Raw genomic sequence first — 22,936 nt, forward strand, 5'->3', positions numbered from 1 at the left:
AGGCGGCGGGCCGGTGACGGTCCGGAAGCCTTCAGCGGTTTTAGCCCTTACGGGTGAACAGATCGGGCTCGTGCTGACAGCTCCCCTGACGCGGTGGCCGGCCGCCGGCCCGAGGCGGTGCCGACGTCACGGCGACGTCACGGCGACGCCACGGCCGGCGGCGGTGTCGGTGGCGGCGGCTACGGTGTGCGCATGGCTGCCCGTACATCTCGTTCATCCGCCAAGGACCGGCCGTCCTACCGCTGCTCCGAGTGCGGCTGGACGACCGCGAAATGGCTCGGCCGGTGCCCCGAGTGCCAGGCGTGGGGGACCATCGAGGAGATGGGCGCGCCCGCGGTGCGGACCACCGCGGCCGGTCGCGTCTCGGCCCCTGCCGTCCCCATCGCCCAGGTCGACGGCCGCACGGCGACCGCCCGCAGCACCGGCGTGGACGAGCTGGACCGGGTGCTGGGCGGCGGGCTCGTGCCGGGGGCCGTCGTACTGCTGGCGGGCGAGCCGGGCGTCGGCAAGTCCACGCTGCTGCTGGACGTCGCGGCGAAGGCGGCCAGTGACGAGCACCGCACCTTGTACGTGACGGGCGAGGAGTCCGCGAGCCAAGTGCGGCTGCGGGCCGACCGGATCAACGCGCTCAATGACCACCTGTACCTCGCCGCCGAGACCGACCTGTCGGCCGTCCTCGGACACCTGGACGCCGTCAAGCCCTCCCTGCTGATCCTGGACTCCGTACAGACCGTAGCCTCCCCCGAGATCGACGGCGCGCCCGGCGGCATGGCGCAGGTCCGCGAGGTTGCCGGGGCGCTGATCCGGGCCTCCAAGGAACGCGGCATGTCGACCCTGCTCGTCGGCCACGTCACGAAGGACGGCGCGATCGCCGGCCCCCGGCTGCTGGAGCACCTGGTGGACGTGGTGCTGAGCTTCGAGGGCGACCGACACGCGCGGCTGCGCCTGGTGCGCGGTGTGAAGAACCGTTACGGGGCCACCGACGAGGTCGGCTGCTTCGAACTGCACGACGAGGGCATCACCGGGCTCACCGATCCGAGCGGACTGTTCCTCACGCGCCGCGCGGAGGCCGTGCCGGGTACCTGCCTGACGGTGACGCTGGAGGGCAAGCGGCCGCTGGTCGCCGAGGTGCAGGCGCTGACGGTGGACTCGCAGATCCCCTCGCCGCGCCGGACCACCTCGGGCCTGGAGACCTCGCGCGTCTCGATGATGCTGGCGGTGTTGGAGCAGCGCGGCCGGATCACGGCGCTGGGCAAGCGGGACATCTACAGCGCGACGGTCGGCGGGGTGAAGCTCACCGAGCCGGCCGCGGACCTGGCGATCGCGCTGGCGCTGGCCTCGGCGGCGAGTGACGTCCCGCTGCCGAAGAACCTCGTCGCGATCGGCGAGGTCGGCCTCGCGGGCGAGGTGCGGCGGGTGACCGGCGTCCAGCGGCGGCTCGCCGAGGCGCACCGGCTCGGGTTCACGCACGCGCTGGTGCCGGGCGATCCGGGGAAGGTGCCGGCGGGCATGAAGGTGATCGAGGTCGCGGACATGGGCGACGCGCTACGGGTCCTGCCGCGCGGGCGCTCCCGTACGCCGGCCCGGGAGCGGGCGGCCGAGTAGGGGGTGTCGGGCCGGCTCCGGCCGCTGCCCGGGACCGCCCGGGGCCCCGCCCGCACGCCCCTCCGCAAGCCCGCGGCGGCGATACGGAACAAGGCACGGCGGACGCACAGACCGCGCCGGTAGACTTTGTGCTGGTCCGCCCGGCCGTACGCAGGCGGCGCAACCCGCGACCGGAGGAGTGCAGTGGCAGCCAAGGACGGTGCAGCAGCATCCGGGAAGTCGGGCGCGAGCTCCAAGCAGGAAGCCATGATGCGTGCCTCGCTGAGCGCGGTCGCACCTGGTCAGCCCCTGCGTGACGGTCTCGAACGGATCGTCCGAGGCAACACCGGCGGCCTCATCGTCCTCGGGATGGACAAGTCCGTCGACGCGATGTGTACCGGCGGCTTCGTGCTGGACGTGGAGTTCACCGCGACCCGGCTGCGCGAGCTGTGCAAGCTCGACGGCGCCCTCATCCTCGACAAGGACCTCACCAAGATCCTTCGGGCGGGCGTGCAACTGGTCCCCGACGCGTCGATCCCGACGGAGGAGACCGGCACCCGCCACCGCACGGCGGACCGGGTCTCGAAGCAGTGCGGTTTCCCCGTCGTGTCCGTGTCCCAGTCGATGCGTCTGATCGCGCTCTACGTCGACGGCGAGCGCCGGGTCCTGGAGGAGTCCGGGGCGATCCTGTCGCGGGCGAACCAGGCGCTGGCCACGCTTGAGCGGTACAAGCTCCGGCTGGACGAGGTCGCGGGCACGCTGTCGGCGTTGGAGATCGAGGACCTGGTCACGGTGCGCGACGTGACGGCGGTCGCGCAGCGGCTGGAAATGGTTCGCCGTATTGCCACGGAAATCGCCGAATACGTGGTGGAACTCGGCACCGACGGGCGCCTGCTGTCGCTCCAGCTGGACGAGCTGACGGTCGGCATCGAGCAGGAACGGGAGCTGGTGATCCGGGACTACGTTCCGGAACCGACGGCGAAGCGTTCCCGCACGGTGGAGGAGGCGCTGCCGGCGCTGGACGCGCTGACACATCCGGAGCTGTTGGAGCTGGGGATCGTCGCGCGGGCCCTCGGGTACACGGGCTCGCCGGAGACCCTGGACTCGGCGGTGTCGCCGCGCGGCTACCGGCTGCTGGCGAAGGTGCCGCGGCTGCCGGGGGCCATCATCGAGCGGCTGGTCGAGCACTTCGGGGGCCTGCAGAAGCTGCTGGCCGCGAGCGTGGACGACCTCCAGACCGTGGACGGCGTGGGCGAGGCCCGCGCGCGCAGCGTCCGCGAGGGCCTGTCCCGTCTGGCGGAGTCCTCGATCCTCGAACGCTACGTGTAACCGTCCGGGAGGCCGGCGGACCGGCCCGGGCCGTCCCGTTCGAGACTCAGTCCTGCTTGAGGACGAACGAGGTGCGGGCGACCGGCAGGCCGGGTGCCTTGACCTCGACCACGTACGTGTCCGGGGCGGCCGACCCCGCCGGGGGCGTCTGGCACTGGTCGGGCGCGCTCGGCTTGCGGTCCCACTCCAGCGACTGCTTCGCCTCGCCCTGCGCGGGCAGCCGGTAGAAGACGTTGCCCGCGCCCGCCGGGCAGTCCGCGCCCGACCAGACCGGCTTGTTGCCACTCGCCTGAGTGATCGTCATGACGGCCTGCTTCGGGCCGAGTCCGACCTTGCAGGTGGTGCCCGACACGTTGCGGACGACCAGTTCGAGCCGGGGCTTCTCGTTCGCCTCGTACTCGTTCTTCACGCTCTTGACCTCCCACTGCACCACGCCCGGCGCGCAGGTGGGCAGTGCGGCGTCCGCGGGAACCTGGGCCGCGGCGCCGGAACCGCCGGAGCCGGAGCCGTCGCCCGAACCTCCGCCCCCCGTCTCGCCGTTCTTGCCCGCACCGGCACCCGTACCCGCACCGGCCGCCGTCCCGGCGCCGCCACCGGAACCGGAACCCGAGTCCCGGCCGCCCGGCGCCTGACTGATCGCCGGGCCGGAGCCCGAGGGACCGGGGGTGATCGTGGCGGCGGGACGCGGGCCGCCCTTGCCCTCGCCGTTCGTACTGGGCTTCCCCCCGCCGGAACTGACGGTCCATACGGCGAGGAGCGCGAGGAGCGCGGCGACGGACGCCAGCACAGCCCTCCGTCGCCAGTAGATGGAGGAGGGGAGCGGCCCGACCGGATTGCGCAGTGATCCCACGAACGGAACTTTACGAGAACCGGGAGCGCGATCAGCGCCCCACATGCCGCGCAACCGGCTTGTTTTGCCGATGATCATCCTGCCGGCCCCATCCGGCCGAATGGATCCGGCCATACGAGGAGCCGAGCCGCGTACCGTTGGTGCCTACGGTCGGTAAGCGGGGGCGGCCCGCCACGCCCGGCCGGGTACGGCCTTCGGCTCCGGGAAGACGAGCTCCGGCGTCGGGGACCGGCGCGAAGGGGGCGAAACGTGCCAGGATGCGTGTGCCATGACTGCACCCACCTTCCCCTCCTCCGACGTCTCCCACGCGCTGCACTCCCCCGTCATCGCGTGGTTCGACGAGCACGCCCGCGACCTGCCCTGGCGCCGCCCCGAGGCCGGCCCCTGGGGGGTCATGGTCAGCGAGTTCATGCTCCAGCAGACCCCGGTCAGCCGGGTCCTGCCGGTGTACGAGCAGTGGCTCGCCCGATGGCCCCGCCCCGCCGACCTCGCCGCCGAGGCCCCCGGCGAGGCCGTCCGGGCCTGGGGCCGGCTCGGCTACCCGCGCCGGGCCCTGCGCCTGCACGGCGCGGCCGTCGCGATAACGGAACGGCACGGGGGCGACGTACCTCGCGACCACGCCCAGTTGCTCGCGCTGCCCGGGATCGGCGAGTACACGGCGGCGGCGGTGGCCTCCTTCGCGTACGGGCAGCGGCACGCGGTGCTGGACACCAACGTCCGCCGCGTCTTCGCCCGCACCGCGACCGGCGTCGAGTACCCGCCGAACGCCACCACGGCCGCCGAACGGCGCCTGGCCCGGGCGCTGCTGCCCGATGACGAGGCGACCGCGGCACGCTGGGCGGCGGCCTCGATGGAACTCGGCGCGCTGGTGTGCACGGCCAAGTCCCCGGACTGCGACCGCTGTCCGGTGGCCGGGCAGTGCGCGTGGCGGCTCGCCGGGAAGCCGCCGCACGACGGCCCGCCGCGGCGGGGTCAGACGTACGCCGGAACGGACCGGCAGGTGCGCGGCCGGCTCCTCGCGGTGCTCCGGGAGGCGGTGGGACCGGTTCCGCAGTCGGTGCTCGACACCGTGTGGGAGGAACCGGTGCAGCGGGCGCGGGCGCTGGACGGGTTGGTCTCCGACGGACTGGTGGAGCCGCTCGCGCAGGGCATGTACCGGCTGCCGCGCGGCTGACGCCCGACCGGGTACACGGAGCCGCACGAAGTTGACTCTGCGGCTCCGCTTCGGCCGGGGAAACCGCAGCTCAGCGGCGTTGTTACACAATCTACGGGTGTCCGTGCGCCCACCGAAGGCTGACCCGCACAGTGCCGTGACAACGCCTCCGTACCTTCGGATCCACAAGCGGCGAATGCACGGTGGGACGGAACGGAGGCGGTCTGAGATGGCGCACGGCGAGGTACTCGAATTCGAGGAGTACGTACGCACCCGGCAGGACGCGCTGCTGCGCAGCGCCCGGCGCCTCGTCCCGGACCCCACCGACGCCCAGGACCTCCTCCAGACCGCGCTGGTGCGCACGTACGGCCGCTGGGACGGGATCGCAGACAAGGCCCTGGCCGATGCGTACCTGCGCCGCGTCATGATCAACACGCGGACCGAGTGGTGGCGGGCCCGCAAGCTGGACGAGGTCCCCACCGAGCAGCTCCCGGACGCCTCCGTCGAGGACGGCTCCGACCAGCGCGCCGACCGCGCCCTGCTGATGGACATCCTGAAGGTCCTGGCACCCAAGCAGCGCAGCGTCGTGGTGCTGCGACACTGGGAGCAGATGAGCACCGAGGAGACGGCAGCGGCGCTCGGGATGTCGACGGGAACCGTGAAGAGCACCCTGCACCGCGCACTGGCCCGCCTCCGGCAGGAGCTGGAGAGCCGGGACCTCGACATGCGCGCGCTGGAGCGCGGCGACCACACGGCGCGGTACGAGGGGCGGGAGCGGTGCGCGGCCTGAACGGCCAGGGCAGGGACGCCGGCGGCCGTAGGCCGCTGGCGCTTATGTCGGCGGGGACGGTCGTCCTCGTCGGCACCGGGCTGCTCGCCGCCGGTTGCGCGACCGGCGGCACGGGGCTGCGCGACGGCGGCCCGGCCCGCACCGAGACCGTGGCCCGCACCGGCGGGCCGGTCGGCTCGGCCGCGTCCCCGCACGCCGAGGCGTCCGCGACGGCCTCGGGCCGGCCGGCCGTGAAGGTCGACCCGGTCGCGCTGCTGAAGGCGGACCCCAAGGTGAGCGCCGAGGTCAAGCGGGACCTCAAGCCCTGCACGGGCAAGGAGTACCCCGTCGACGTCAGCTACGGGAAGGTCACCGGCAGCACGGTCGTCGACATCGTGGTCAACGTGCTGTCGTGCGCCGACGCACTGGGGCGCGGCTCGTACGTGTACCGCGCCGAGGGGACGACGTACGAGAACGTGTTCGCGGACGAGCAGCCCCCGGTCTACGCGGAGATCGACCGGGGCGACCTCGTGGTCACCAAGCCGGTGTACGGCAAGAGCGACGCGCTGTCCTACCCGTCCGGCGAGGACGTGATCACCTACCGGTGGACCGGGGACAAGTTCTCCGAGCAGGACCGCATCCACACGGACTACAGCAACGTCGACAGCGGCGGCCAGCCCGCCCCCGCCGTGTCGCCCAAGAACTGAAGCGAGGCTCCGCATGGCCGAGACCCACGTGCTGTTCGTGGAGGACGACGACGTCATCCGCGAGGCCACGACGCTGGCGCTGGAACGCGACGGCTTCGTGGTCACCGCCATGCCCGACGGCCTCGCCGGCCTGGAGTCCTTCCGGGCGGACCGCCCCGACATCGCGCTCCTCGACGTGATGGTGCCCGGCATGGACGGGGTGAGCCTGTGCCGCCGCATCCGCGACGAGTCCACCGTCCCGGTGATCATGCTGTCCGCGCGGGCCGACTCCATCGACGTCGTCCTCGGCCTGGAGGCGGGGGCCGACGACTACGTCACCAAGCCGTTCGACGGCTCCGTCCTGGTCGCCCGCATCCGCGCCGTGCTGCGCCGCTTCGGGCACGCCAACGGGCTGCACGGCGGCGGCACCGGGAACGAGGGGGAGGACTCCGGGGAGCGCGGAGTCCTGACCTTCGGCGACCTGGAAGTCGACACCGAGGGCATGGAGGTGCGCAAGGCGGGCACCCCCGTGGCACTGACCCCGACCGAGATGAGGCTGCTGCTGGAGTTCTCCTCCGCGCCCGGCACCGTACTCTCGCGCGACCGGCTGCTGGAGCGGGTCTGGGACTACGACTGGGGCGGCGACACACGTGTCGTGGATGTCCACGTCCAACGGCTGCGCACCAAGATCGGGCAGGACCGGATCGAGACGGTCCGCGGCTTCGGATACAAGCTCAAGGCATGAGACGGTCGAAGCAGTGAAGCAGTTCACCCTGCGCACCGGGATCCGCTGGAAGATCGCGTTCGCCGTCGCGGCGGTCGGCGCGCTGATCGCCGTCGCGCTGAGCCTCGTGGTGCACAGTGCCGCCCGCGTGTCGATGCTGGAGAGCGCCCGCGAGGTCCAGTTGGACCGCGTGCAGTTCATCTCCCGCAACGCCGAGGCCGGGCGCAAGCCCCCCATGGGCGCCAAGCTCAACGACCCCGACCTGCCGGCCGAGCTGCGCGAGAAGGCGCGCAGCGGGCGGCGCGGGACGTACGTCCAGGAGAACCCGAGGGGACTCCCGGAGGTGTGGGCGGCCGTACCGCTCGGCAACGGTCAGGTGGTGTCGCTGCACACCCAGTTCCGCGAGAGCGCCAACATGGTGCGCGACCTGGACCGGGCGCTGGTCGTCGGCTCGCTGTCCGTGGTGCTCGCCGGCTCCGCGCTCGGCGTGCTCATCGGCGGGCAGATCTCGCGCCGGCTGCGCAAGGCCGCGGCCGCCGCGCAGCGGGTGGCGCACGGCGATCCCGACGTACGGGTACGCGACGCGGTGGGCGGCGTCGTACGGGACGAGACGGACGACCTCGCGCGGGCGGTGGACGCCATGGCGGACACCCTCCAGCAGCGGGTGGAGGCCGAGCGGCGGGTGACCGCCGACATCGCGCACGAGCTGCGGACCCCGGTGACGGGGCTGCTGACGGCGGCGGAGCTGTTGCCTCCGGGCCGGCCGACCGAGCTCGTACGGGACCGGGCGCAGGCGATGCGCGCGCTGGTCGAGGACGTGTTGGAGGTGGCCCGGCTGGACAGTGCCTCGGAGCGGGCCGAGCTGCAGGACGTGGCGCTGGGCGAGTTCGTGACCCGGCGGGTGAAGGCGCTGATGCCGGAGGCGTCCGTGCGGGTCGTCGCGGACGAGATCGTCAGCACCGATCCGCGCCGCCTGGAGCGCATCCTGGGCAACCTGCTGGCCAACGCCGGTCGGTACGGGCAGCCGCCGGTGCAGGTCGACATCGAGGGCCGGGTCGTCCGGGTACGGGACCACGGGCCGGGCTTCCCGGAGGCGCTGCTGCGCGAGGGGCCGAGCCGGTTCCGTACGGGGTCCACGGACCGGGCCGGGGTCGGGCACGGGCTGGGCCTGACCATCGCGGAGGGCCAGGCGCGGGTCCTCGGCGCCCGGCTGACGTTCCGCAACGTGGCGGCGGCGCGGGGCGCGGCGGCGGACGAGGGCGCGGCGGCCGGGGCGGTGGCGGTGCTGTGGCTGCCGGAGCACGCGCCGACGGCGACGGGCAGTTTCCCGATCCTCCAACCGCCGCCCGGGTAACCCCGCCCGCGGCTCCTGATCGGGATCGGTTCCCGATCGGAACACGGGGGCGTTCGCTCCGCCGGGCTGATGTCTTAGCATCCGTGGAATGACCGACGGTACGAATCCCCCCAGCAGCCCGCAGCCCGAGCAGCCCGCCCCGGGGAGCGGCGGCTACGGGTTCCCGCCGGGCACTCCCGCCTCCGGCGGCTACGGCTTCCCGCCCGGCGCTCCCGGCGCTCCCGGCGCTCCCGGCGGCCACCAGGCGGCGGGCGGCTTCGGCCCGCCGCCGCAGGAGGGCGGGTACGGCTACCCGCAGCAGCCCCAGCCCGGCCCCTACCAGCAGGGCCCCTACCCGCAGGGGCAGCCCCCGCAGCAGGTCCCGCCGCAGCAGCCGCTGCCGATCCCGGCGCAGCCCTCGCAGCCCGACTGGGACGCGCTCGCGGACCGTTCGGCGACGGCGCGCCGCAAGAAGCGGCTCTGGCTGATCGTCGGCGGGGTGACCGTGGTGGCGCTGCTCGGCGCCGGAGGAACGTTCCTGCTGCTGGGCGACGGCGACGGACCGAAGAAGGGCGCCGACACTCCCCCGGCGTCCGCCTCCCCCTCGCAGAACCAGGCGCCCACCGACCTCACGCCGACCGTGCCGGGCGACCAGACGACCATCCGGGACCAGATCGGCAAGTCCAACCTCAAGATGGGGCCCGACGCCGGGGTCTTCCCCATGGACAAGCGCTACGAGGTCCGCCTCAAGGGCAACCCCAACTCGTTCGCCGAGTCCCAGCAGCGCGTCGTCGACACCACCAAGAGTTTCACCGTCTCGACCCGCGTCTGGAACCGGACCGCCACGGGGCGCCAGGTCGCCATCAGCCAGGGCAACGAGAAGTCGTTCTCCTTCGAGCTGGGCCTGGACCAGGTGAACGGCAAGCCGGCCTGGGTCTTCCGGGTGCAGACCGGCGAGCAGGGCGCCGAGAACACCACCACGGCCGTCACCGGCGTGGGCCCGAAGATGGACCAGACCTGGTCGGAGCTGACGGCGACCTACGACGCCCCCGCCAAGAAGATCACCCTGTACGTGAACGGCAAGAAGGCGGACGAGGCGTCGGTGCCCTCCGGCATCTTCCCGGCCCCCGGCCCGCTCCAGCTCGGCCGCTCCCGCCACCAGGACAACTGGACGGGCCCCTTGAGCGGCGCCCTGGACAGCCTGCGGATCTACGCCGATGCCCTGCCGCAGGACCGCATCGACGCCCTCAAGGCAGGCAAGCTGGACCCGATGGCCCGCCGGACGGCTGCCTGGCTGCTGTACTGAGCTCCCGGACCGGGGTGGGGTCCGCGGCTGCTCGCCGCTGCCCCACCCGCGGGCGGGACGGGACTCAGACGGTGATGCCGACCTTGCGCAGGAAGGCGACCGGGTTGACGGCCGAGCCGTAGTTCGGGGTCGTGCGGATCTCGAAGTGCAGGTGCGGGCCCGTGGAGTTCCCGGTGTTGCCCGAGAGGCCGATCTGCGCGCCCATGGCGACCTTCTGGCCGATCCGGACCTGTATGCGCGAGAGGTGGGCGTACTGGGAGTACGTGTTGTTCGCGTGCCGGATCACGATGGCGTTGCCGTACGCCGGGCCGTCGCCGCCGCCATTCGGGCCGGCCTTGACGACGACGCCCGCGCTCGCCGCGTGCACCGGGGTGCCGATCGGGCAGGCGAAGTCCTGGCCGGAGTGCTTGTGCGCCCACAGACCGCCGGCCTGGGCGAAGGTCGCGGAGAGCGTGTAGTGGGCGACCGGCTTGTTCCAGGTGAGCGCAGGCTTCGCGGCGGTCACGGCGGCCTGGGCCTGGGCCTGCGCCTGGGCGGCCACGAGCCCGGCGGTACCGGTGAGGGCGCTCTGGGCCTCGTCGGCGAAGGCGGCGGTCGTCCCGGCCCCGAGAGCCAGTGCCGCACCGAGACCGGTGGCGACGAGGGCGAGACGGGTACGACGGGTGCTGACGCGCTTCGCGGACATGTGGGGACCTCCGGGGCCGGGTACAGGGCAACGAGTGGCCCGCGCGCTCGGCGGTTGCCGAAGGGCCGGGCGGGACTCGCACACTTTGGTAACCCGGCGCCCCGGTCTCCCCCAAACCGCCCTTTTACTACCGAAGGCCGTAGATGCCCGGAAGAGTCCGGCGCCTGTTGACGGCCCCCTACCAGGGGGAAGCGGTGGGCAAAACGGACACTCGATCTACGAAACGTCATAGGAGGTCCGATTTGCCCTGTGCGGCTTGTCACCGCTTCAACGACGTGTACGACCGGCGTCCCGGGGCAGTGCGACACGCCCCCGCGCACGCGAAAAAGGGCGGCCCCGGGACCTTCTCGGTCCCGGGGCCGCCCTTCGTACCGCTAGGTGCGGGTCCTGCTCACGCGCCCTTGGAGAGGTCCGGGCCGGAGCCCGTCGCCTCGATCGGAGGCATGTCCGGCAGAGCCGTCTTCTCCTCGCCGCGGAAGGTGAACTTGGCGTTTTCGCCCTCACCCTCCACACCGACGACCACGATGTGACCGGGGCGCAGCTCGCCGAAGAGGATCTTCTCCGACAGCATGTCCTCGATCTCGCGCTGGATGGTCCGACGCAGCGGACGCGCACCCATGATCGGGTCGTAACCGCGCTTCGCCAGGAGCTGCTTCGCCTCACCGCTGAGCTCGATGCCCATGTCGCGGTCCTTGAGGCGCTCGTCCACCTTGGCGATCATCAGGTCGACGATCTGGATGATGTCTTCCTGCGTCAGCTGGTGGAAGACGACCGTGTCGTCGACACGGTTGAGGAACTCGGGCCGGAAGTGCTGCTTGAGCTCCTCGTTGACCTTCGCCTTCATCCGGTCGTAACCGCTCTTGGTGTCGCCCTGGGCCGCGAAGCCCAGGTTGAAGCCCTTCGAGATGTCCCGCGTACCCAGGTTGGTCGTCATGATGATGACCGTGTTCTTGAAGTCCACGACCCGGCCCTGGGAGTCGGTCAGACGACCGTCCTCCAGGATCTGGAGAAGGGAATTGAAGATATCCGGGTGCGCCTTCTCGACCTCGTCGAAGAGGACGACGGAGAACGGCTTCCGGCGGACCTTCTCGGTCAGCTGGCCGCCCTCTTCGTAGCCCACGTAGCCGGGGGGCGAACCGAAGAGACGGGAAACCGTGTGCTTCTCGCTGAACTCCGACATGTCGAGGGAGATCAGCGCGTCCTCGTCACCGAAGAGGAATTCGGCGAGCGTCTTGGAGAGCTCGGTCTTACCGACGCCCGAGGGGCCGGCGAAGATGAACGAGCCACCGGGACGCTTCGGGTCCTTCAGACCCGCGCGGGTACGGCGGATCGCCTGCGAGAGGGCCTTGATGGCGTCCTTCTGGCCGATGACGCGACGGTGGAGCTCGTCCTCCATGCGCAGGAGTCGCGAGGACTCCTCCTCGGTCAGCTTGAAGACGGGAATGCCGGTCGCGGTCGCGAGGACTTCGGCGATGAGCTCACCGTCGACCTCGGCGACGACGTCCATGTCGCCGGCCTTCCATTCCTTCTCGCGCTTGGCCTTCGCCGCCAGCAGCTGCTTCTCCGAATCACGGAGGGAGGCCGCCTTCTCGAAGTCCTGGGAGTCGATGGCCGACTCCTTGTCGCGACGCACGTTCGCGATCTTCTCGTCGAACTCGCGGAGGTCCGGCGGCGCGGTCATCCGGCGGATGCGCATCCGGGAGCCGGCCTCGTCGATCAGGTCGATCGCCTTGTCCGGCAGGAAGCGGTCCGAGATGTAGCGGTCCGCAAGGGTGGCCGCCTGCACGAGGGCCTCGTCCGTGATGGAGACGCGGTGGTGGGCCTCGTAGCGGTCGCGCAGGCCCTTGAGGATCTCGATCGTGTGGGGGAGGGAAGGCTCCGCCACCTGGATCGGCTGGAAACGGCGCTCCAGCGCCGCGTCCTTCTCGAGGTGCTTGCGGTACTCGTCCAGAGTCGTGGCACCGATGGTCTGGAGCTCACCACGGGCCAGCATGGGCTTGAGGATGCTGGCGGCATCGATCGCGCCCTCGGCGGCGCCCGCACCCACGAGGGTGTGGAGCTCGTCGATGAACAGGATGATGTCGCCGCGGGTGCGGATCTCCTTCAGCACCTTCTTGAGGCGCTCCTCGAAGTCACCGCGGTAACGGGAACCGGCGACCAGGGCGCCCAGGTCGAGGGTGTAGAGGTGCTTGTCCTTGAGGGTCTCGGGCACCTCGCCCTTGACGATGGCCTGGGCCAGGCCCTCGACGACGGCGGTCTTGCCGACGCCGGGCTCGCCGATGAGGACCGGGTTGTTCTTGGTCCGGCGGGACAGCACCTGCATGACCCGCTCGATCTCCTTCTCGCGCCCGATGACCGGGTCGAGCTTGGATTCGCGGGCAGCCTGGGTGAGGTTGCGGCCGAACTGGTCGAGGACGAGCGAGGTCGAGGGGGTCCCCTCGGCCGGGCCGCCTGCCGTGGCCGACTCCTTGCCGCCTCCGGAGTACCCGGAGAGCAACTGGATGACCTGCTGCCGGACCCTGTTCAGATCGGCGCCCAGCTTCACGAGGACCTGGGCGGCGACGCCCTCGCCCTCGCGGATCAGGCCGAGCAGGATGTGCTCGGTGCCGATGTAGTTGTGGCCGAGCTGGAGGGCCTCTCGGAGCGAAAGCTCCAGGACCTTCTTCGCCCGCGGGGTGAAGGGGATGTGGCCGGACGGGGCCTGCTGCCCCTGACCGATGATCTCCTCAACCTGCTGGCGAACAGCCTCGAGCGAAATCCCGAGGCTCTCCAGGGCCTTAGCGGCGACACCCTCACCCTCGTGGATCAAGCCCAGGAGGATGTGCTCGGTGCCGATGTAGTTGTGGTTGAGCATCCGGGCTTCTTCCTGAGCCAGGACGACAACCCGCCGCGCGCGGTCGGTGAACCTCTCGAACATCGTTTATCGCTCCTCAGAGCGGTCGGGCAGTTCGGGGTCGGTCCCCGCCCTGTCCTTCCGCATGCTAGTCCCGCGGGGCGGGACAGCTCATTCCAACTGCCGACATCCGTCCGCGGCTCACCCCCACGTCCTGTGGGAAAAACCGGCCGTAAGAGCCGACACCTGCTCCAACCCGATGGTGCGAGACGATGTTCCCGCAGGCCAGGCAGATACCCGTCACACGTGTACGCCGATGGCGAACGTAAGCCCCTCGAAGGCCGTTCACCTCACCGTGTCGCCCCTATCCACTAGGAATGTCTTACCCCCGAGGACGCGCGGTCCATGCCGATGGGCACGGTCCCCTCCGCTACGGGCGAACAGGCTTCCGTCTTCTAATGTGGGACAGGGCCCGCCGGACGTTTACGTTCCGCATTCTTCCGTACGCGGCGCGTAACCCCGGAACGAATCCGGAGTTGCTCGGGACATGGCACTCATCGCCGCACAGAACGCCCCCGGTCTCGCCGTCGTCCCGCCGCCCCGGCTCGCGCCCGAGGCCGATTCACCCGCCGCCTGGTACGCCCGTGTGCCGGGCTGGGGCGTCGTGGGCACGGCGCCCCCGCGGCTCGCCACCGGGACCGCCTTCGACGTACTGGAGCTGCCCGCCGACGCGGGGACGCGGGTGCTGCGCCGCCGGATCGCCACCGGGCCGGTGGCCGTCGAAGGCCACCGGATGCGGTTCCTGGTGGCGCCGGGAAGCGCGGAAGAGCTGGACGGGCTCCTCGACTGGCTGGAATGGCGCGGGGTGGAGCTGGACCTGACCGCGCTCGGCGCGGGTGGTCTGATCACCGCCCCGGCGCCCCCCGGGCAGCCCGCGGCGCACGACCCTCGGGGGGCCGCGGTGTGGCTGCGGCCCCCCGAGCAGGGGTGCGAGGCGTCACTGCCCGCCCTGCCCGGTCGGGGGCAGGGCGCCGGACCCGATCTCGTACGCCTCGTCGCCGCGGCGGCGACGGAGTGCCACAGGGCGCGCCTGCGGCGGCGTACGGCCCCGGCGGGGCGGCCCGGTGCCGTGGGTCAGGCCCGGTTCTCGTAGGCCTCGCGGATCTCGGCGGGGACGCGACCGCGGTCGTTGACCGTGAGGCCCTTGGCCTTCGCCCACGCGCGGATCTCGGCGGTGTCCGGGTTGCCGGACGTCGTCGCGGTGCGGCCCTTGGCGCGACCCGCGGCGGCACGGCCACCGGTGCGGCGGCCGCTCTTGGTGTAGGGCTCAAGCAGGCCGCGGAGCTTTTCAGCGTTGGCGGCGGTGAGGTCGATCTCGTAGGTCTTGCCGTCCAGAGCGAACGTCACGGTCTCGTCCGCCTCGCCACCGTCGAGGTCGTCGACAAGAAGGACCTGAACCTTCTGTGCCACCGGATTTCCTTTCATCGAAAATGCAGTACGCGGAAAGGAAACCGCTTTTGCGGGGAAAACACAAACCCCCCGGGTGAGGTTCAGGACCGCCACGGAGCGGGAAACGTGCGCGATTCGGACATAGGCCACAGGCGGGCGGGGTCCGTAAAAGCGGCCGCGGTCGAGCACCCGCCGATCGCCCCCCGATCACAGGTTCAGAAGCATCCGACTGTTGCCCAAGGTGTTCGGCTTCACTCGTTCGAGACCGAGGAACTCGGCGACACCCTCGTCATAGGAACGCAGGAGCTCCATGTAGACATCGGTCTCGACCGGAGTCTCCCCGATCTCGACGAAGCCGTGCTTCGCGAAGAAGTCCACTTCGAAGGTGAGGCAGAAAACCCGGCTCACACCGACCCGGCGCGCGGTCTCCAGCAACTTGGCCAGCACCCGATGTCCGACGCCGGCCCCCTTCAAACTGCGGTCGACCGCGAGAGTGCGTACCTCCGCGAGGTCTTCCCACATGACGTGGAGAGCGCCGCAGCCGACGACCTGGCCGTCGGAGTCGCGTTCCGCTACCCAGAACTCCTGGATGTCCTCGTAAAGGACCACGGGGGCTTTGTCGAGGAGGATCCGCTGCTGCACGTACTGGTCGAGCAGGCGGCGCAGCGCGGGAACATCTCCGGTGCGCGCGCGGCGGATGGTCACTGTTTTGGCGTCTTCGGCGGAAAGCTCTCCCATGCGGCGACGTTATCGCTCCGGAGCGGGCGGTCGCTCCCCGGTGTCCCCTTCGGCTTCCGGGACTTCCGGGGGCGCCTCGTCGTCATGACTGACGATCCGTACGGCGTCCCGGAGGGCTTCGCGCTGTTCCTGGGACATCATGCCGAAGAAGGCCACGAGGGCGGCCGCCGGGTTGTCGCTGGTCGACCACGCCTCGTTCATCAGTGCGGCCGAGTAGGCGGCGCGGGTGGAGACCGCCGTATAGCGATAGGCGCGGCCTTCGGCTTCCCGACGGACCCAGCCCTTCTGATGGAGATTGTCCATAACGGTCATGACCGTGGTGTACGCGATGGACCGTTCCTGCTGAAGGTCTTCCAGGACTTCACGAACGGTGACCGGGCGGTTCCACTGCCACACCCGTGTCATCACGGCGTCTTCGAGTTCTCCCAGGGGGCGAGGCACAACAGCACGATAGTGCGGGTTGTGGGGAATTGCCCGACTATTCGGACGACAACGCGCGACAAATGTGGGGGCCCCGACGAAGTCAGGGCCCCCAAGGGGTTCTCCGGGTCAGTTGCCGGGTCAGTTGCCGGTCTGTCGGGCCGCCTCGGCGCGGGCGAGAACGGCGTCGACCGCCGCGTCTTCCTTTGCCTTGTTGGCGCCGCCCTGGCTCTTCACGATCGTCTTGACGAGGAAGATGAAGAACACGGCCATCACGAGGGGGGGCACGATCGCGGAAACGTAGTCCATGCCCTCCAGCGTAGCCAGTGCCGCGGCCGGGACGGTGTGCCGGGTCGCGGGCCGCGGGGTCAGCCGACGGCGCGGCCGTCGGCGGGAGGCGGGGTGGGCTTGCGGCGGGGCGGGAAGACCTCGCCCGGGGTGGGGATGGGCCGCTCCGGGTGCGGGGCCGGCTTCTCGCCCGGCTCGGCGGGCTTGGTGGCGGGTTTCTCCGCGGGCCGCTCGGCGGGCTTGGGGGCGGGCCGGGGTTCCGGGCGCCGATCGGGGCGCCGTTCCTCCTCGCGACGGCCCGCCAGGGCCAGCAGCCGGGTCCGGGGCGCGGGCGTGGTGGAGAGCCGGCGGCGTACGGAGCGCTCCGCGATCGTCTGGGCCCGTTCCAGCACCGCGGCGGCGACCGGGTTGGCCCGCAGCGCCCGTAGCGCCGCGAGGTCGTCGGGGACGGGCTCGTACCCGGCGGCCAGGGCGTCCTGGAGCAGCTCCAGGTACCCGGGCAGGCTTCCCGGCAGGGCGGCTCTGTAGCGGGCCAGGTCGGCGAGGAGGAACGCTCTGAGCCGCCCCGCCTCCTGCACCGCGTCGTCCACCGACGCGGCGAGGCGCAGGCAGTCCTGGACCTCGCCGGCCGTCAGGGGGGCCGTGGAGGACTGGAGGGCGTGGGCGAGCGAACGCCTGAGCAGGTGCAGCTCAGCAGCGCTGAACGCCATGCCGCCGCGGGAACCGTAGGGCGTGGGCATGGGGCGAAGATACGCGCTAATCGGACAAAATCCCCCGATGTCGCCTTTTCCCGGCGCGCCGGGCCGGCCCGCTCAGGGTTGCGCCTTGACCGCTTCCAGGAAAGCGGCCCACGCGGCGTGGGTGGTGGCCATCACCAGGTGGGCGGGGTCGGCGCGGTCCGCGACGCGGACCAGGACGCCGGGGGCGGAGGCGACGTAGACGCATGTGTCGCCGTCGCCGCAGTAGGACGACTTCTGCCAGGTGAGCCGAGCGGTCGCGGTCATGGTGGTCTCCTCCGCCGGGGAAGGGTTCGGGTGTTTCCCGGTGGGACCGTATCCCCGCCGGCCGGCCTTTCCGGCCATTTTCGGGAAAATTCCTCGCACGACGACGCGGGGCCGGCCCCGGGAGGCGGGGCCGGACACCGGCGTCGGTGGGGTCAGTCGAAGTTCGGCGCGTTGCGCTCGTAGACCAGCCTCAGGCCGATCAGCGTCAGCCACGGCTCGTGCTCGTCGATCGCCGAGGACTCGCCGAGGACCATCGGGGCCAGCCCGCCCGTCGCGATGACGCGCACGTCGTCCGGGTCGCCGTGCGGGCCGGCCAGTTCCTTGGCCATGCGCGCGACGACGCCGTCCACCTGCCCGGCGAACCCGTAGACCACGCCCGACTGCATCGCCTCGACCGTGGACTTGCCGATCACGTTGCGCGGGCGGGCCAGCTCGATCTTGCGCAGTTGGGCGCCCCGGACACCCAACGCCTCCATCGAGATCTCGATCCCCGGGGAGATGACCCCGCCCACGTACTCGCCCTTCGTCGACACCGCGTCGAAGGTGGTCGCCGTACCGAAGTCGACCACGATGGCCGGCCCGCCGTAGAGCTCGACGGCCGCGACCGCGTTGATGATGCGGTCCGCGCCGACCTCCTTGGGGTTGTCCATCAGGATCGGCACGCCGGTCTTGATGCCGGGCTCCACCAACACCGCCGGGACGTCCCCGTAGTAGCGGCGGGTGACCTCGCGGAGCTCGTGCAGCACCGAGGGCACCGTCGAGCAGATCGCGATGCCGTGGATGCCGTCGCCCAGCTCCGTGCCGAGCATCGGGTGCGTACCCATCAGACCCTGCATCAGGACGGCCATCTCGTCGGCCGTACGGCGCGGGTCGGTCGAGATGCGCCAGTGCTCGACGATCTCGTCACCGTCGAACAGGCCCAGGACCGTTTGGGTGTTGCCCACGTCGATGGTGAGGAGCATCGGTTACACCGCCTCGCGCAGATCGAGGCCGATGTCGAGGATCGGCGACGAGTGGGTCAGCGCGCCGACCGCCAGGAAGTCCACGCCGGTCAGGGCGTAGTCGCGGGCGGTGTCCAGGGTGAGCCGGCCCGAGGACTCCAGGGTGGCGCGGCCGGCGACGAGGGCGACCGCCTCGGCCGTCTGGGCCACCGTGAAGTTGTCCAGCAGGATCAGGTCGGCGCCCGCCGCCAGGACCTCGCCGATCTGCTCCAGCGTGTCGACCTCGACCTCGATCGGGACCTCCGGGAACGCCTCGCGGACGGCGGTGAACGCCTGGGCGACGCCGCCCGCCGCGACCACGTGGTTGTCCTTGACCAGGGCCGCGTCCGAGAGGGACATGCGGTGGTTGACGCCGCCGCCGCAGCGGACCGCGTACTTCTCCAGCGCGCGCAGCCCGGGCGTGGTCTTGCGGGTGTCGCGGACCTTGGCCGTCGTGCCCTCCAGGACGTCCGCCCAGCGACGGGTGGCGGTCGCGATGCCGGACATCCGGCACAGGATGTTCAGGGCGCTGCGCTCGGCGGTCAGCAGGTCGCGCGTGCGGGCGCGTACGGAGAGCAGCACCTGGCCGGCCTTGACGGTGTCGCCGTCCTCCGCGTGCCGTTCCACCTCGAACGCCTCGGTGCACACCATCGAGAAGACGGCCTCGGCGACGCGCAGACCGGACACGACGCCGTCCTCGCGGGCGACGAAGTCGGCGACGGCCTCGGCCTCTTCGGGCACGGTGGCGACGGTGGTGACGTCGACCCCGCCGTCCAGGTCCTCGGACAGCGCCATGTGCGCGATGTCCTCGACCTCGATCGGGTCCAGGCCGGCGTCGGTCAACAGCTGGGCCAGCGCCGGGTCCAGGCCGGACTCCTCGCCGTCACCACAGGCACAGTCGTCGCCGCAGCCGCCCTCCGCCGAGTCGAGGAGGGGAAGTTCGTCGTGCCGGTTGTCGTGCTCGTGCGTGCTCACGCTGACTGCTCCATGCTGTCGGAGATGAGGGGGTGCCGTACGGACGGGAAGTCCGCGGAGTCGGTGGGGGTGACGACCAGGGCCCGCTTCTCGGTCGCGGAGAGCCGTACGACGAGGTGGCGCCGCCAGCCGGCGTCGTCGCGGTCGGGGTGGTCCTCGCGCCAGTGGCAGCCGCGGGTCTCCTCGCGCCGCCGGGCGGCGGCGACCAGGACCCGGGCCACGCACAGCAGGTTGGTGGCCTCCCAGGTGTCGACGCCCGGTTCGGCGGTCTTGCCGTGGGCCTCCAGGCCGTTCAGCGCGGCGGCGTACAGGTCTTCAAGCGCGGCGGCTGCCCCGGCGAGGGAGTCGGCGGAGCGCAGGACGCCCGCGCCGTCCGTCATGATGCGCTGGACCTCGTAGCGCGCCCCGGCGGGCTGGAGCGGGCCGGTGGAGGGGACGGGGACGACCGGGCCGCCCACGGCCGGCGGGTGGGCGACGATGTCCTCGGCGATCCGCTCGGCGAAGACCAGGCCCTCCAACAGGGAGTTGGAGGCGAGCCGGTTCGCGCCGTGCACACCAGTGCAGGCGACCTCGCCGCAGGCGTACAGGCCGGGGACGGTGGTGCGGCCGTGCAGGTCGGTACGGACGCCGCCGGACGCGTAGTGGGCGGCGGGCGCGACCGGGATGGGCTCGGTCACCGGGTCGATGCCGTGGGCGCGGCAGGCGGCGAGGATGGTGGGGAAGCGCTGCTCCCACATCCGGGCGCCGAAGTGCCGGGCGTCCAGGTACATGTGGGCGGTGCCCTGCTCCTGCATGCGGCGCATGATGCCCTTGGCGACGATGTCGCGCGGGGCGAGTTCGGCGAGTTCGTGCTGCCCCACCATGAAGCGCACCCCGTCGGCGTCGACGAGGTGTGCGCCCTCGCCGCGGACCGCCTCCGACACCAGCGGCTGCTGGCCCTCGGCGTCCGGACCCAGGAACAGCACCGTCGGGTGGAACTGCACGAACTCCAGGTCGGAGACCTCCGCGCCGGCGCGGAGGGCGAGGGCCACGCCGTCGCCGGTGGAGACGGACGGATTGGTGGTGGCGGAGAAGACTTGGCCCATGCCGCCGGTCGCGAGGATCACGGCCGGGGCGTGGACGGCGCCGACTCCGTCGTGCTGGCCCTCGCCCATGACGTGCAGGGTGACGCCGGCGGTCCGACCCTCGGCGTCCTGGAGGAGGTCCAGGACCAGCGCGTTCTCGACGGTACGGATACCGGCCGCGTGGACGGCCTCGACCAGGGCCCGGGAGATCTCGGCGCCCGTCGCGTCGCCGCCCGCGTGCGCGATGCGGCGGCGGTGGTGGCCGCCCTCGCGGGTCAGCTCGATCTCGCCCGTCTCGGCGGAGGTGTCGAAGACGGCGCCGGTCTCGATGAGGCGGCGTACGGCGTCCGGGCCCTCGGTGACGAGGAGCCGTACGGCGGCCTCGTCGCACAGGCCCGCGCCGGCCACCAGGGTGTCGTCCAGGTGCTGCTCGGGGGTGTCGCCCTCGCCGAGGGCCGCCGCGATGCCGCCCTGGGCCCAGCGGGTGGAGCCGTCGTCGAGCCGGGCCTTGGTGACCACGACCGTACGGCGGCCGGCGGCGGCGCAGCGCAGCGCCACCGTCAGGCCCGCCACGCCCGAGCCGACGACCACGACGTCGGCGTCGACGGCCCAGCCGGGGGCGGGGGCGTGCAGCCGTATGCCGGTGCCGGCGGTGCCTGTGCCTGGGGTGCTCACGTGTGTGCTCCGAACTCCAATGGGATGTTGTCGATCAGCCGGGTCGTGCCAACCTTCGCGGCGACGGCCATGACGGCCTGACCGGTGAAGTCGGGGCCGACCTCGGTGAAGTCCTGCGGGTCCACCAGCGCCAGGTAGTCCAGGGCCAGCGGCGGGTCCTGGCGGCCCGCCTCGTCCAGGACGTGCCGGGCGGCCGCCCGCACGGCGTCGGGCAGACCGGCCCCGGCGGCGGAGACCGCCACCGAGACGGCGTGCGCGTCGGCGGAGGCGCGGATCTCGCCGAGCCGGGCCAGGGCGGTGGCCCGCTGGTCGCTGGCCGGGGAGGCCACCGCGCGGGCGCGCAGCGCGGCCTGGGCGGCGAGCCGGTCGCGGCCCGCGAACAGGGCGCGGGACAGTGCCAGGGCCGTGCGGCGCTCGGCGGCGGAGAGGTAGCGGTTGCGGGAGGACAGGGCCAGGCCGTCCTCCTCGCGGACGGTGGGCACGCCCACGACGTCCACCGCGAAGTTGAGGTCGGTGACCATCCGGCGGATCAGGGCCAGTTGCTGCGCGTCCTTCTGGCCGAAGAGGGCCAGGTCCGGGCGGGTGAGGTGGAGCAGCTTGGCGACGACGGTGAGCATGCCGTCGAAGTGGCCGGGGCGGGTGGCCCCTTCGAGGCGCCCGCCCATGGGGCCGGCGCTGATCCGCACCTGCGGGTCGCCGCCGGGGTAGACCTCGTCGACGGCTGGGGCGAACACGGCGTCCGCGCCCGCCGCGCGGGCGATCGCCAGGTCGGCGTCGAGGGTGCGGGGGTAGCGGTCGAGGTCCTCGTTCGCCCCGAACTGGAGGGGATTGACGAAGACGGTGACGACGACCTGGCCGGTGGGGCCGGCCAGGTCCCGGGCCGTACGGACCAAGGTGGCGTGGCCGTCGTGCAGGGCGCCCATGGTCATGACGACGGCGCGGCGTCCGGTGCGCGGGAGGCGGTGCAGCGCGTCGGCGGTGTTCAGCAGCAGCGGGTGCTCGGTCATCGGCCGTCGCCCTCGGGGTCGTCGCGGTCGGTTTCGGGGTCGGTTTCGGGGTCGGTGCCCGGGTCGCTGCGGGGGCCGGCCGGCGGGGCGGTGTCGGTCTGGGCGAGGGCGCCGAGCAGGTCCTCGGCGAGCTCCGCCTTGAGCAGGCCGTGCGCGAGGGCACGGTCGGCGGTGGTGCGGGCCATCGCGAGGTAGCCGGGGACGGCGGCGGGGGCGTGCTTGCGCAGTTCCGCGACGTGCGCGGCGACCGTACCGGCGTCCCCGCGGGCCACGGGGCCGGTGAGGGCGGAGTCACCGGAGCGCAGGGCGTTGTCCAGGGCCGCGCCCAGGAGCGGGCCGAGCATCCGGTCGGGGTGTTCGACACCGGCCTTGCCGAGCAGTTCCATGGCCTGGGCGACCAGGGTGACCAGGTGGTTCGCGCCGAGGGCGAGGGCGGCGTGGTAGAGCGGACGGTTCTCCTCCGCGATCCACTCCGGTTCCCCGCCCATCTCGATGACCAACGCCTCGGCGGCGAGCCGCAGCTCGTCGGGGGCGGTCACGCCGAAGGAGCAGCCGGCCAGGCGCTGTACGTCGACCTCGGTACCGGTGAAGGTCATCGCGGGGTGCAGGGCCAGGGGGAGGGCGCCCGCACGGCGGGCGGGGTCCAGCACGGCGGTCCCGTAGCGCCCGGAAGTGTGGACGAGGAGCCGGCCGGGGCGGATCGCGCCGGTCTCCGCGAGGCCCTCGACGAGGGCGGGCAGGGCGTCGTCCGGGACGGTGAGGAACACCAGGTCGGCGTGTTCGAGCACCTGCTCGGCCGGTACGAGCGGCACGTCGGGCAGCATCCGGGCGGCCCGGCGGCGGGAGGCGTCGGAGACACCGGAGACGGCGACGGGGCGGTGTCCGGCCTGCTGGAGGGCGCGGGCCAGCACGGGGCCGACCCGGCCGGCGCCGACGACGCCCACGGCGAGCCGGGCAGGGCGGTCGGACGGATCCCGGGGCTCCGTCTGATGGGGTGCGTTCACGCGGGCGATGCCTTCCGTTCCAGTCCGCGGGGGGTACCGGACGATACGCCGCCATGCTAGCCCCTGGGCGTGTCGGCCGG

Annotated in this window: 23 protein-coding genes; 9 read left to right on the plus strand and 14 right to left on the minus strand. The window is 72.2% G+C overall.

All coding sequences use genetic code 11. The annotated features are described in order from the left end of the window. Positions 1-192: 192 nt before the first annotated feature. Positions 193-1,605 carry a DNA repair protein RadA gene (gene radA / locus ABZ934_RS25945; protein ID WP_361317603.1) on the plus strand — a complete coding sequence of 471 codons (1,413 nt, stop codon included), beginning with the start codon at positions 193-195 and terminating at the stop codon, positions 1,603-1,605. A gap of 183 nt (positions 1,606-1,788) precedes the next feature. Then, on the plus strand, positions 1,789-2,913 hold the full coding sequence (gene disA, locus ABZ934_RS25950; protein ID WP_361317606.1) for a DNA integrity scanning diadenylate cyclase DisA: 1,125 nt from the start codon (positions 1,789-1,791) through the stop codon (positions 2,911-2,913). A 46-nt stretch (positions 2,914-2,959) separates the two neighbouring features. Here the strand turns inward: disA and ABZ934_RS25955 are convergent, their stop codons facing one another. Further along, positions 2,960-3,763 carry a hypothetical protein gene (locus tag ABZ934_RS25955; RefSeq protein WP_361317608.1) on the minus strand — a complete coding sequence of 268 codons (804 nt, stop codon included), beginning with the start codon at positions 3,761-3,763 and terminating at the stop codon, positions 2,960-2,962. Between the two features lie 268 nt (positions 3,764-4,031). Between ABZ934_RS25955 and ABZ934_RS25960 the strand changes: the two genes are divergently transcribed. From ABZ934_RS25960 to ABZ934_RS25985, 6 genes are all read left to right on the plus strand, one after another. Then, positions 4,032-4,937 carry an A/G-specific adenine glycosylase gene (locus ABZ934_RS25960; protein WP_361317610.1) on the plus strand — a complete coding sequence of 302 codons (906 nt, stop codon included), beginning with the start codon at positions 4,032-4,034 and terminating at the stop codon, positions 4,935-4,937. 208 nt (positions 4,938-5,145) lie between these two features. Then, the gene (locus tag ABZ934_RS25965) at positions 5,146-5,706 is read left to right on the plus strand and encodes a SigE family RNA polymerase sigma factor (protein WP_136217549.1); all 561 of its coding nucleotides are present in this window, start codon (positions 5,146-5,148) and stop codon (positions 5,704-5,706) included. A 44-nt stretch (positions 5,707-5,750) separates the two neighbouring features. After that, positions 5,751-6,392, plus strand: a complete 642-nt coding sequence (locus ABZ934_RS25970; RefSeq protein WP_361317799.1) for a hypothetical protein — start codon at positions 5,751-5,753, stop codon at positions 6,390-6,392. Between the two features lie 13 nt (positions 6,393-6,405). Continuing rightward, positions 6,406-7,116: a two-component system response regulator CseB gene (gene cseB / locus ABZ934_RS25975; RefSeq protein ID WP_361317614.1), complete on the plus strand. Its 711-nt coding sequence runs from the start codon at positions 6,406-6,408 to the stop codon at positions 7,114-7,116. A 13-nt stretch (positions 7,117-7,129) separates the two neighbouring features. Continuing rightward, the gene (cseC, locus tag ABZ934_RS25980) at positions 7,130-8,449 is read left to right on the plus strand and encodes a two-component system sensor histidine kinase CseC (RefSeq protein ID WP_361317617.1); all 1,320 of its coding nucleotides are present in this window, start codon (positions 7,130-7,132) and stop codon (positions 8,447-8,449) included. 88 nt (positions 8,450-8,537) lie between these two features. Further along, on the plus strand, positions 8,538-9,734 hold the full coding sequence (locus ABZ934_RS25985; RefSeq protein WP_361317620.1) for a LamG-like jellyroll fold domain-containing protein: 1,197 nt from the start codon (positions 8,538-8,540) through the stop codon (positions 9,732-9,734). Positions 9,735-9,798: 64 nt separating this feature from the next. Here ABZ934_RS25985 and ABZ934_RS25990 read toward each other — a convergent pair whose 3' ends face one another. Further along, complete coding sequence (locus ABZ934_RS25990) at positions 9,799-10,419, minus strand: M23 family metallopeptidase (RefSeq protein WP_361317622.1); 621 nt, start codon at positions 10,417-10,419, stop codon at positions 9,799-9,801. A 391-nt stretch (positions 10,420-10,810) separates the two neighbouring features. Further along, positions 10,811-13,336, minus strand: coding sequence for an ATP-dependent Clp protease ATP-binding subunit (locus ABZ934_RS25995; RefSeq protein WP_361317624.1), 2,526 nt, complete (start codon positions 13,334-13,336; stop codon positions 10,811-10,813). A 463-nt stretch (positions 13,337-13,799) separates the two neighbouring features. Between ABZ934_RS25995 and ABZ934_RS26000 the strand changes: the two genes are divergently transcribed. Next, positions 13,800-14,405, plus strand: coding sequence for an SCO3374 family protein (locus tag ABZ934_RS26000; RefSeq protein ID WP_361317627.1), 606 nt, complete (start codon positions 13,800-13,802; stop codon positions 14,403-14,405). Here ABZ934_RS26000 and ABZ934_RS26005 read toward each other — a convergent pair. The 11 genes from ABZ934_RS26005 to ABZ934_RS26055 all read right to left on the minus strand — a co-directional run bounded on the left by ABZ934_RS26005 (position 14,387) and on the right by ABZ934_RS26055 (position 22,856). Beyond that, on the minus strand, positions 14,387-14,722 hold the full coding sequence (locus ABZ934_RS26005) for an Lsr2 family protein (protein ID WP_361317629.1): 336 nt from the start codon (positions 14,720-14,722) through the stop codon (positions 14,387-14,389). The two genes, ABZ934_RS26000 and ABZ934_RS26005, sit on opposite strands and share 19 nt — an antisense overlap. Before the next feature lie 186 nt (positions 14,723-14,908). After that, on the minus strand, positions 14,909-15,439 hold the full coding sequence (locus ABZ934_RS26010) for an amino-acid N-acetyltransferase (RefSeq protein ID WP_361317632.1): 531 nt from the start codon (positions 15,437-15,439) through the stop codon (positions 14,909-14,911). Positions 15,440-15,448: 9 nt separating this feature from the next. Then, positions 15,449-15,880, minus strand: coding sequence for a BlaI/MecI/CopY family transcriptional regulator (locus ABZ934_RS26015; protein ID WP_361317635.1), 432 nt, complete (start codon positions 15,878-15,880; stop codon positions 15,449-15,451). A gap of 120 nt (positions 15,881-16,000) precedes the next feature. Beyond that, the gene (locus ABZ934_RS26020) at positions 16,001-16,168 is read right to left on the minus strand and encodes a hypothetical protein (protein ID WP_361317638.1); all 168 of its coding nucleotides are present in this window, start codon (positions 16,166-16,168) and stop codon (positions 16,001-16,003) included. Positions 16,169-16,227: 59 nt separating this feature from the next. Continuing rightward, positions 16,228-16,887: a hypothetical protein gene (locus ABZ934_RS26025; protein WP_361317640.1), complete on the minus strand. Its 660-nt coding sequence runs from the start codon at positions 16,885-16,887 to the stop codon at positions 16,228-16,230. Positions 16,888-16,959: 72 nt separating this feature from the next. After that, positions 16,960-17,151, minus strand: coding sequence for a DUF397 domain-containing protein (locus ABZ934_RS26030; protein WP_361317642.1), 192 nt, complete (start codon positions 17,149-17,151; stop codon positions 16,960-16,962). Positions 17,152-17,303: 152 nt separating this feature from the next. Then, on the minus strand, positions 17,304-18,113 hold the full coding sequence (locus ABZ934_RS26035; RefSeq protein ID WP_361317644.1) for a type III pantothenate kinase: 810 nt from the start codon (positions 18,111-18,113) through the stop codon (positions 17,304-17,306). Between the two features lie 3 nt (positions 18,114-18,116). Next, complete coding sequence (gene nadC, locus ABZ934_RS26040; protein ID WP_361317647.1) at positions 18,117-19,106, minus strand: carboxylating nicotinate-nucleotide diphosphorylase; 990 nt, start codon at positions 19,104-19,106, stop codon at positions 18,117-18,119. Next, positions 19,103-20,845, minus strand: coding sequence for an L-aspartate oxidase (locus ABZ934_RS26045; RefSeq protein ID WP_361317649.1), 1,743 nt, complete (start codon positions 20,843-20,845; stop codon positions 19,103-19,105). Before ABZ934_RS26045 ends, nadC begins: the two co-directional genes overlap by 4 nt. Next, positions 20,842-21,852, minus strand: coding sequence for a pantoate--beta-alanine ligase (gene panC, locus ABZ934_RS26050; RefSeq protein WP_361317651.1), 1,011 nt, complete (start codon positions 21,850-21,852; stop codon positions 20,842-20,844). Before panC ends, ABZ934_RS26045 begins: the two co-directional genes overlap by 4 nt. After that, positions 21,849-22,856 (minus strand): DUF2520 domain-containing protein, encoded by a 1,008-nt coding sequence (locus ABZ934_RS26055; protein ID WP_361317653.1) that lies wholly within the window; start codon positions 22,854-22,856, stop codon positions 21,849-21,851. The genes panC and ABZ934_RS26055 overlap by 4 nt, the downstream gene beginning before the upstream one ends. Positions 22,857-22,936 lie beyond the last annotated feature (80 nt).

Source organism: Streptomyces sp. NPDC046557, assembly GCF_040645975.1.
Classification (GTDB): domain Bacteria; phylum Actinomycetota; class Actinomycetes; order Streptomycetales; family Streptomycetaceae; genus Streptomyces.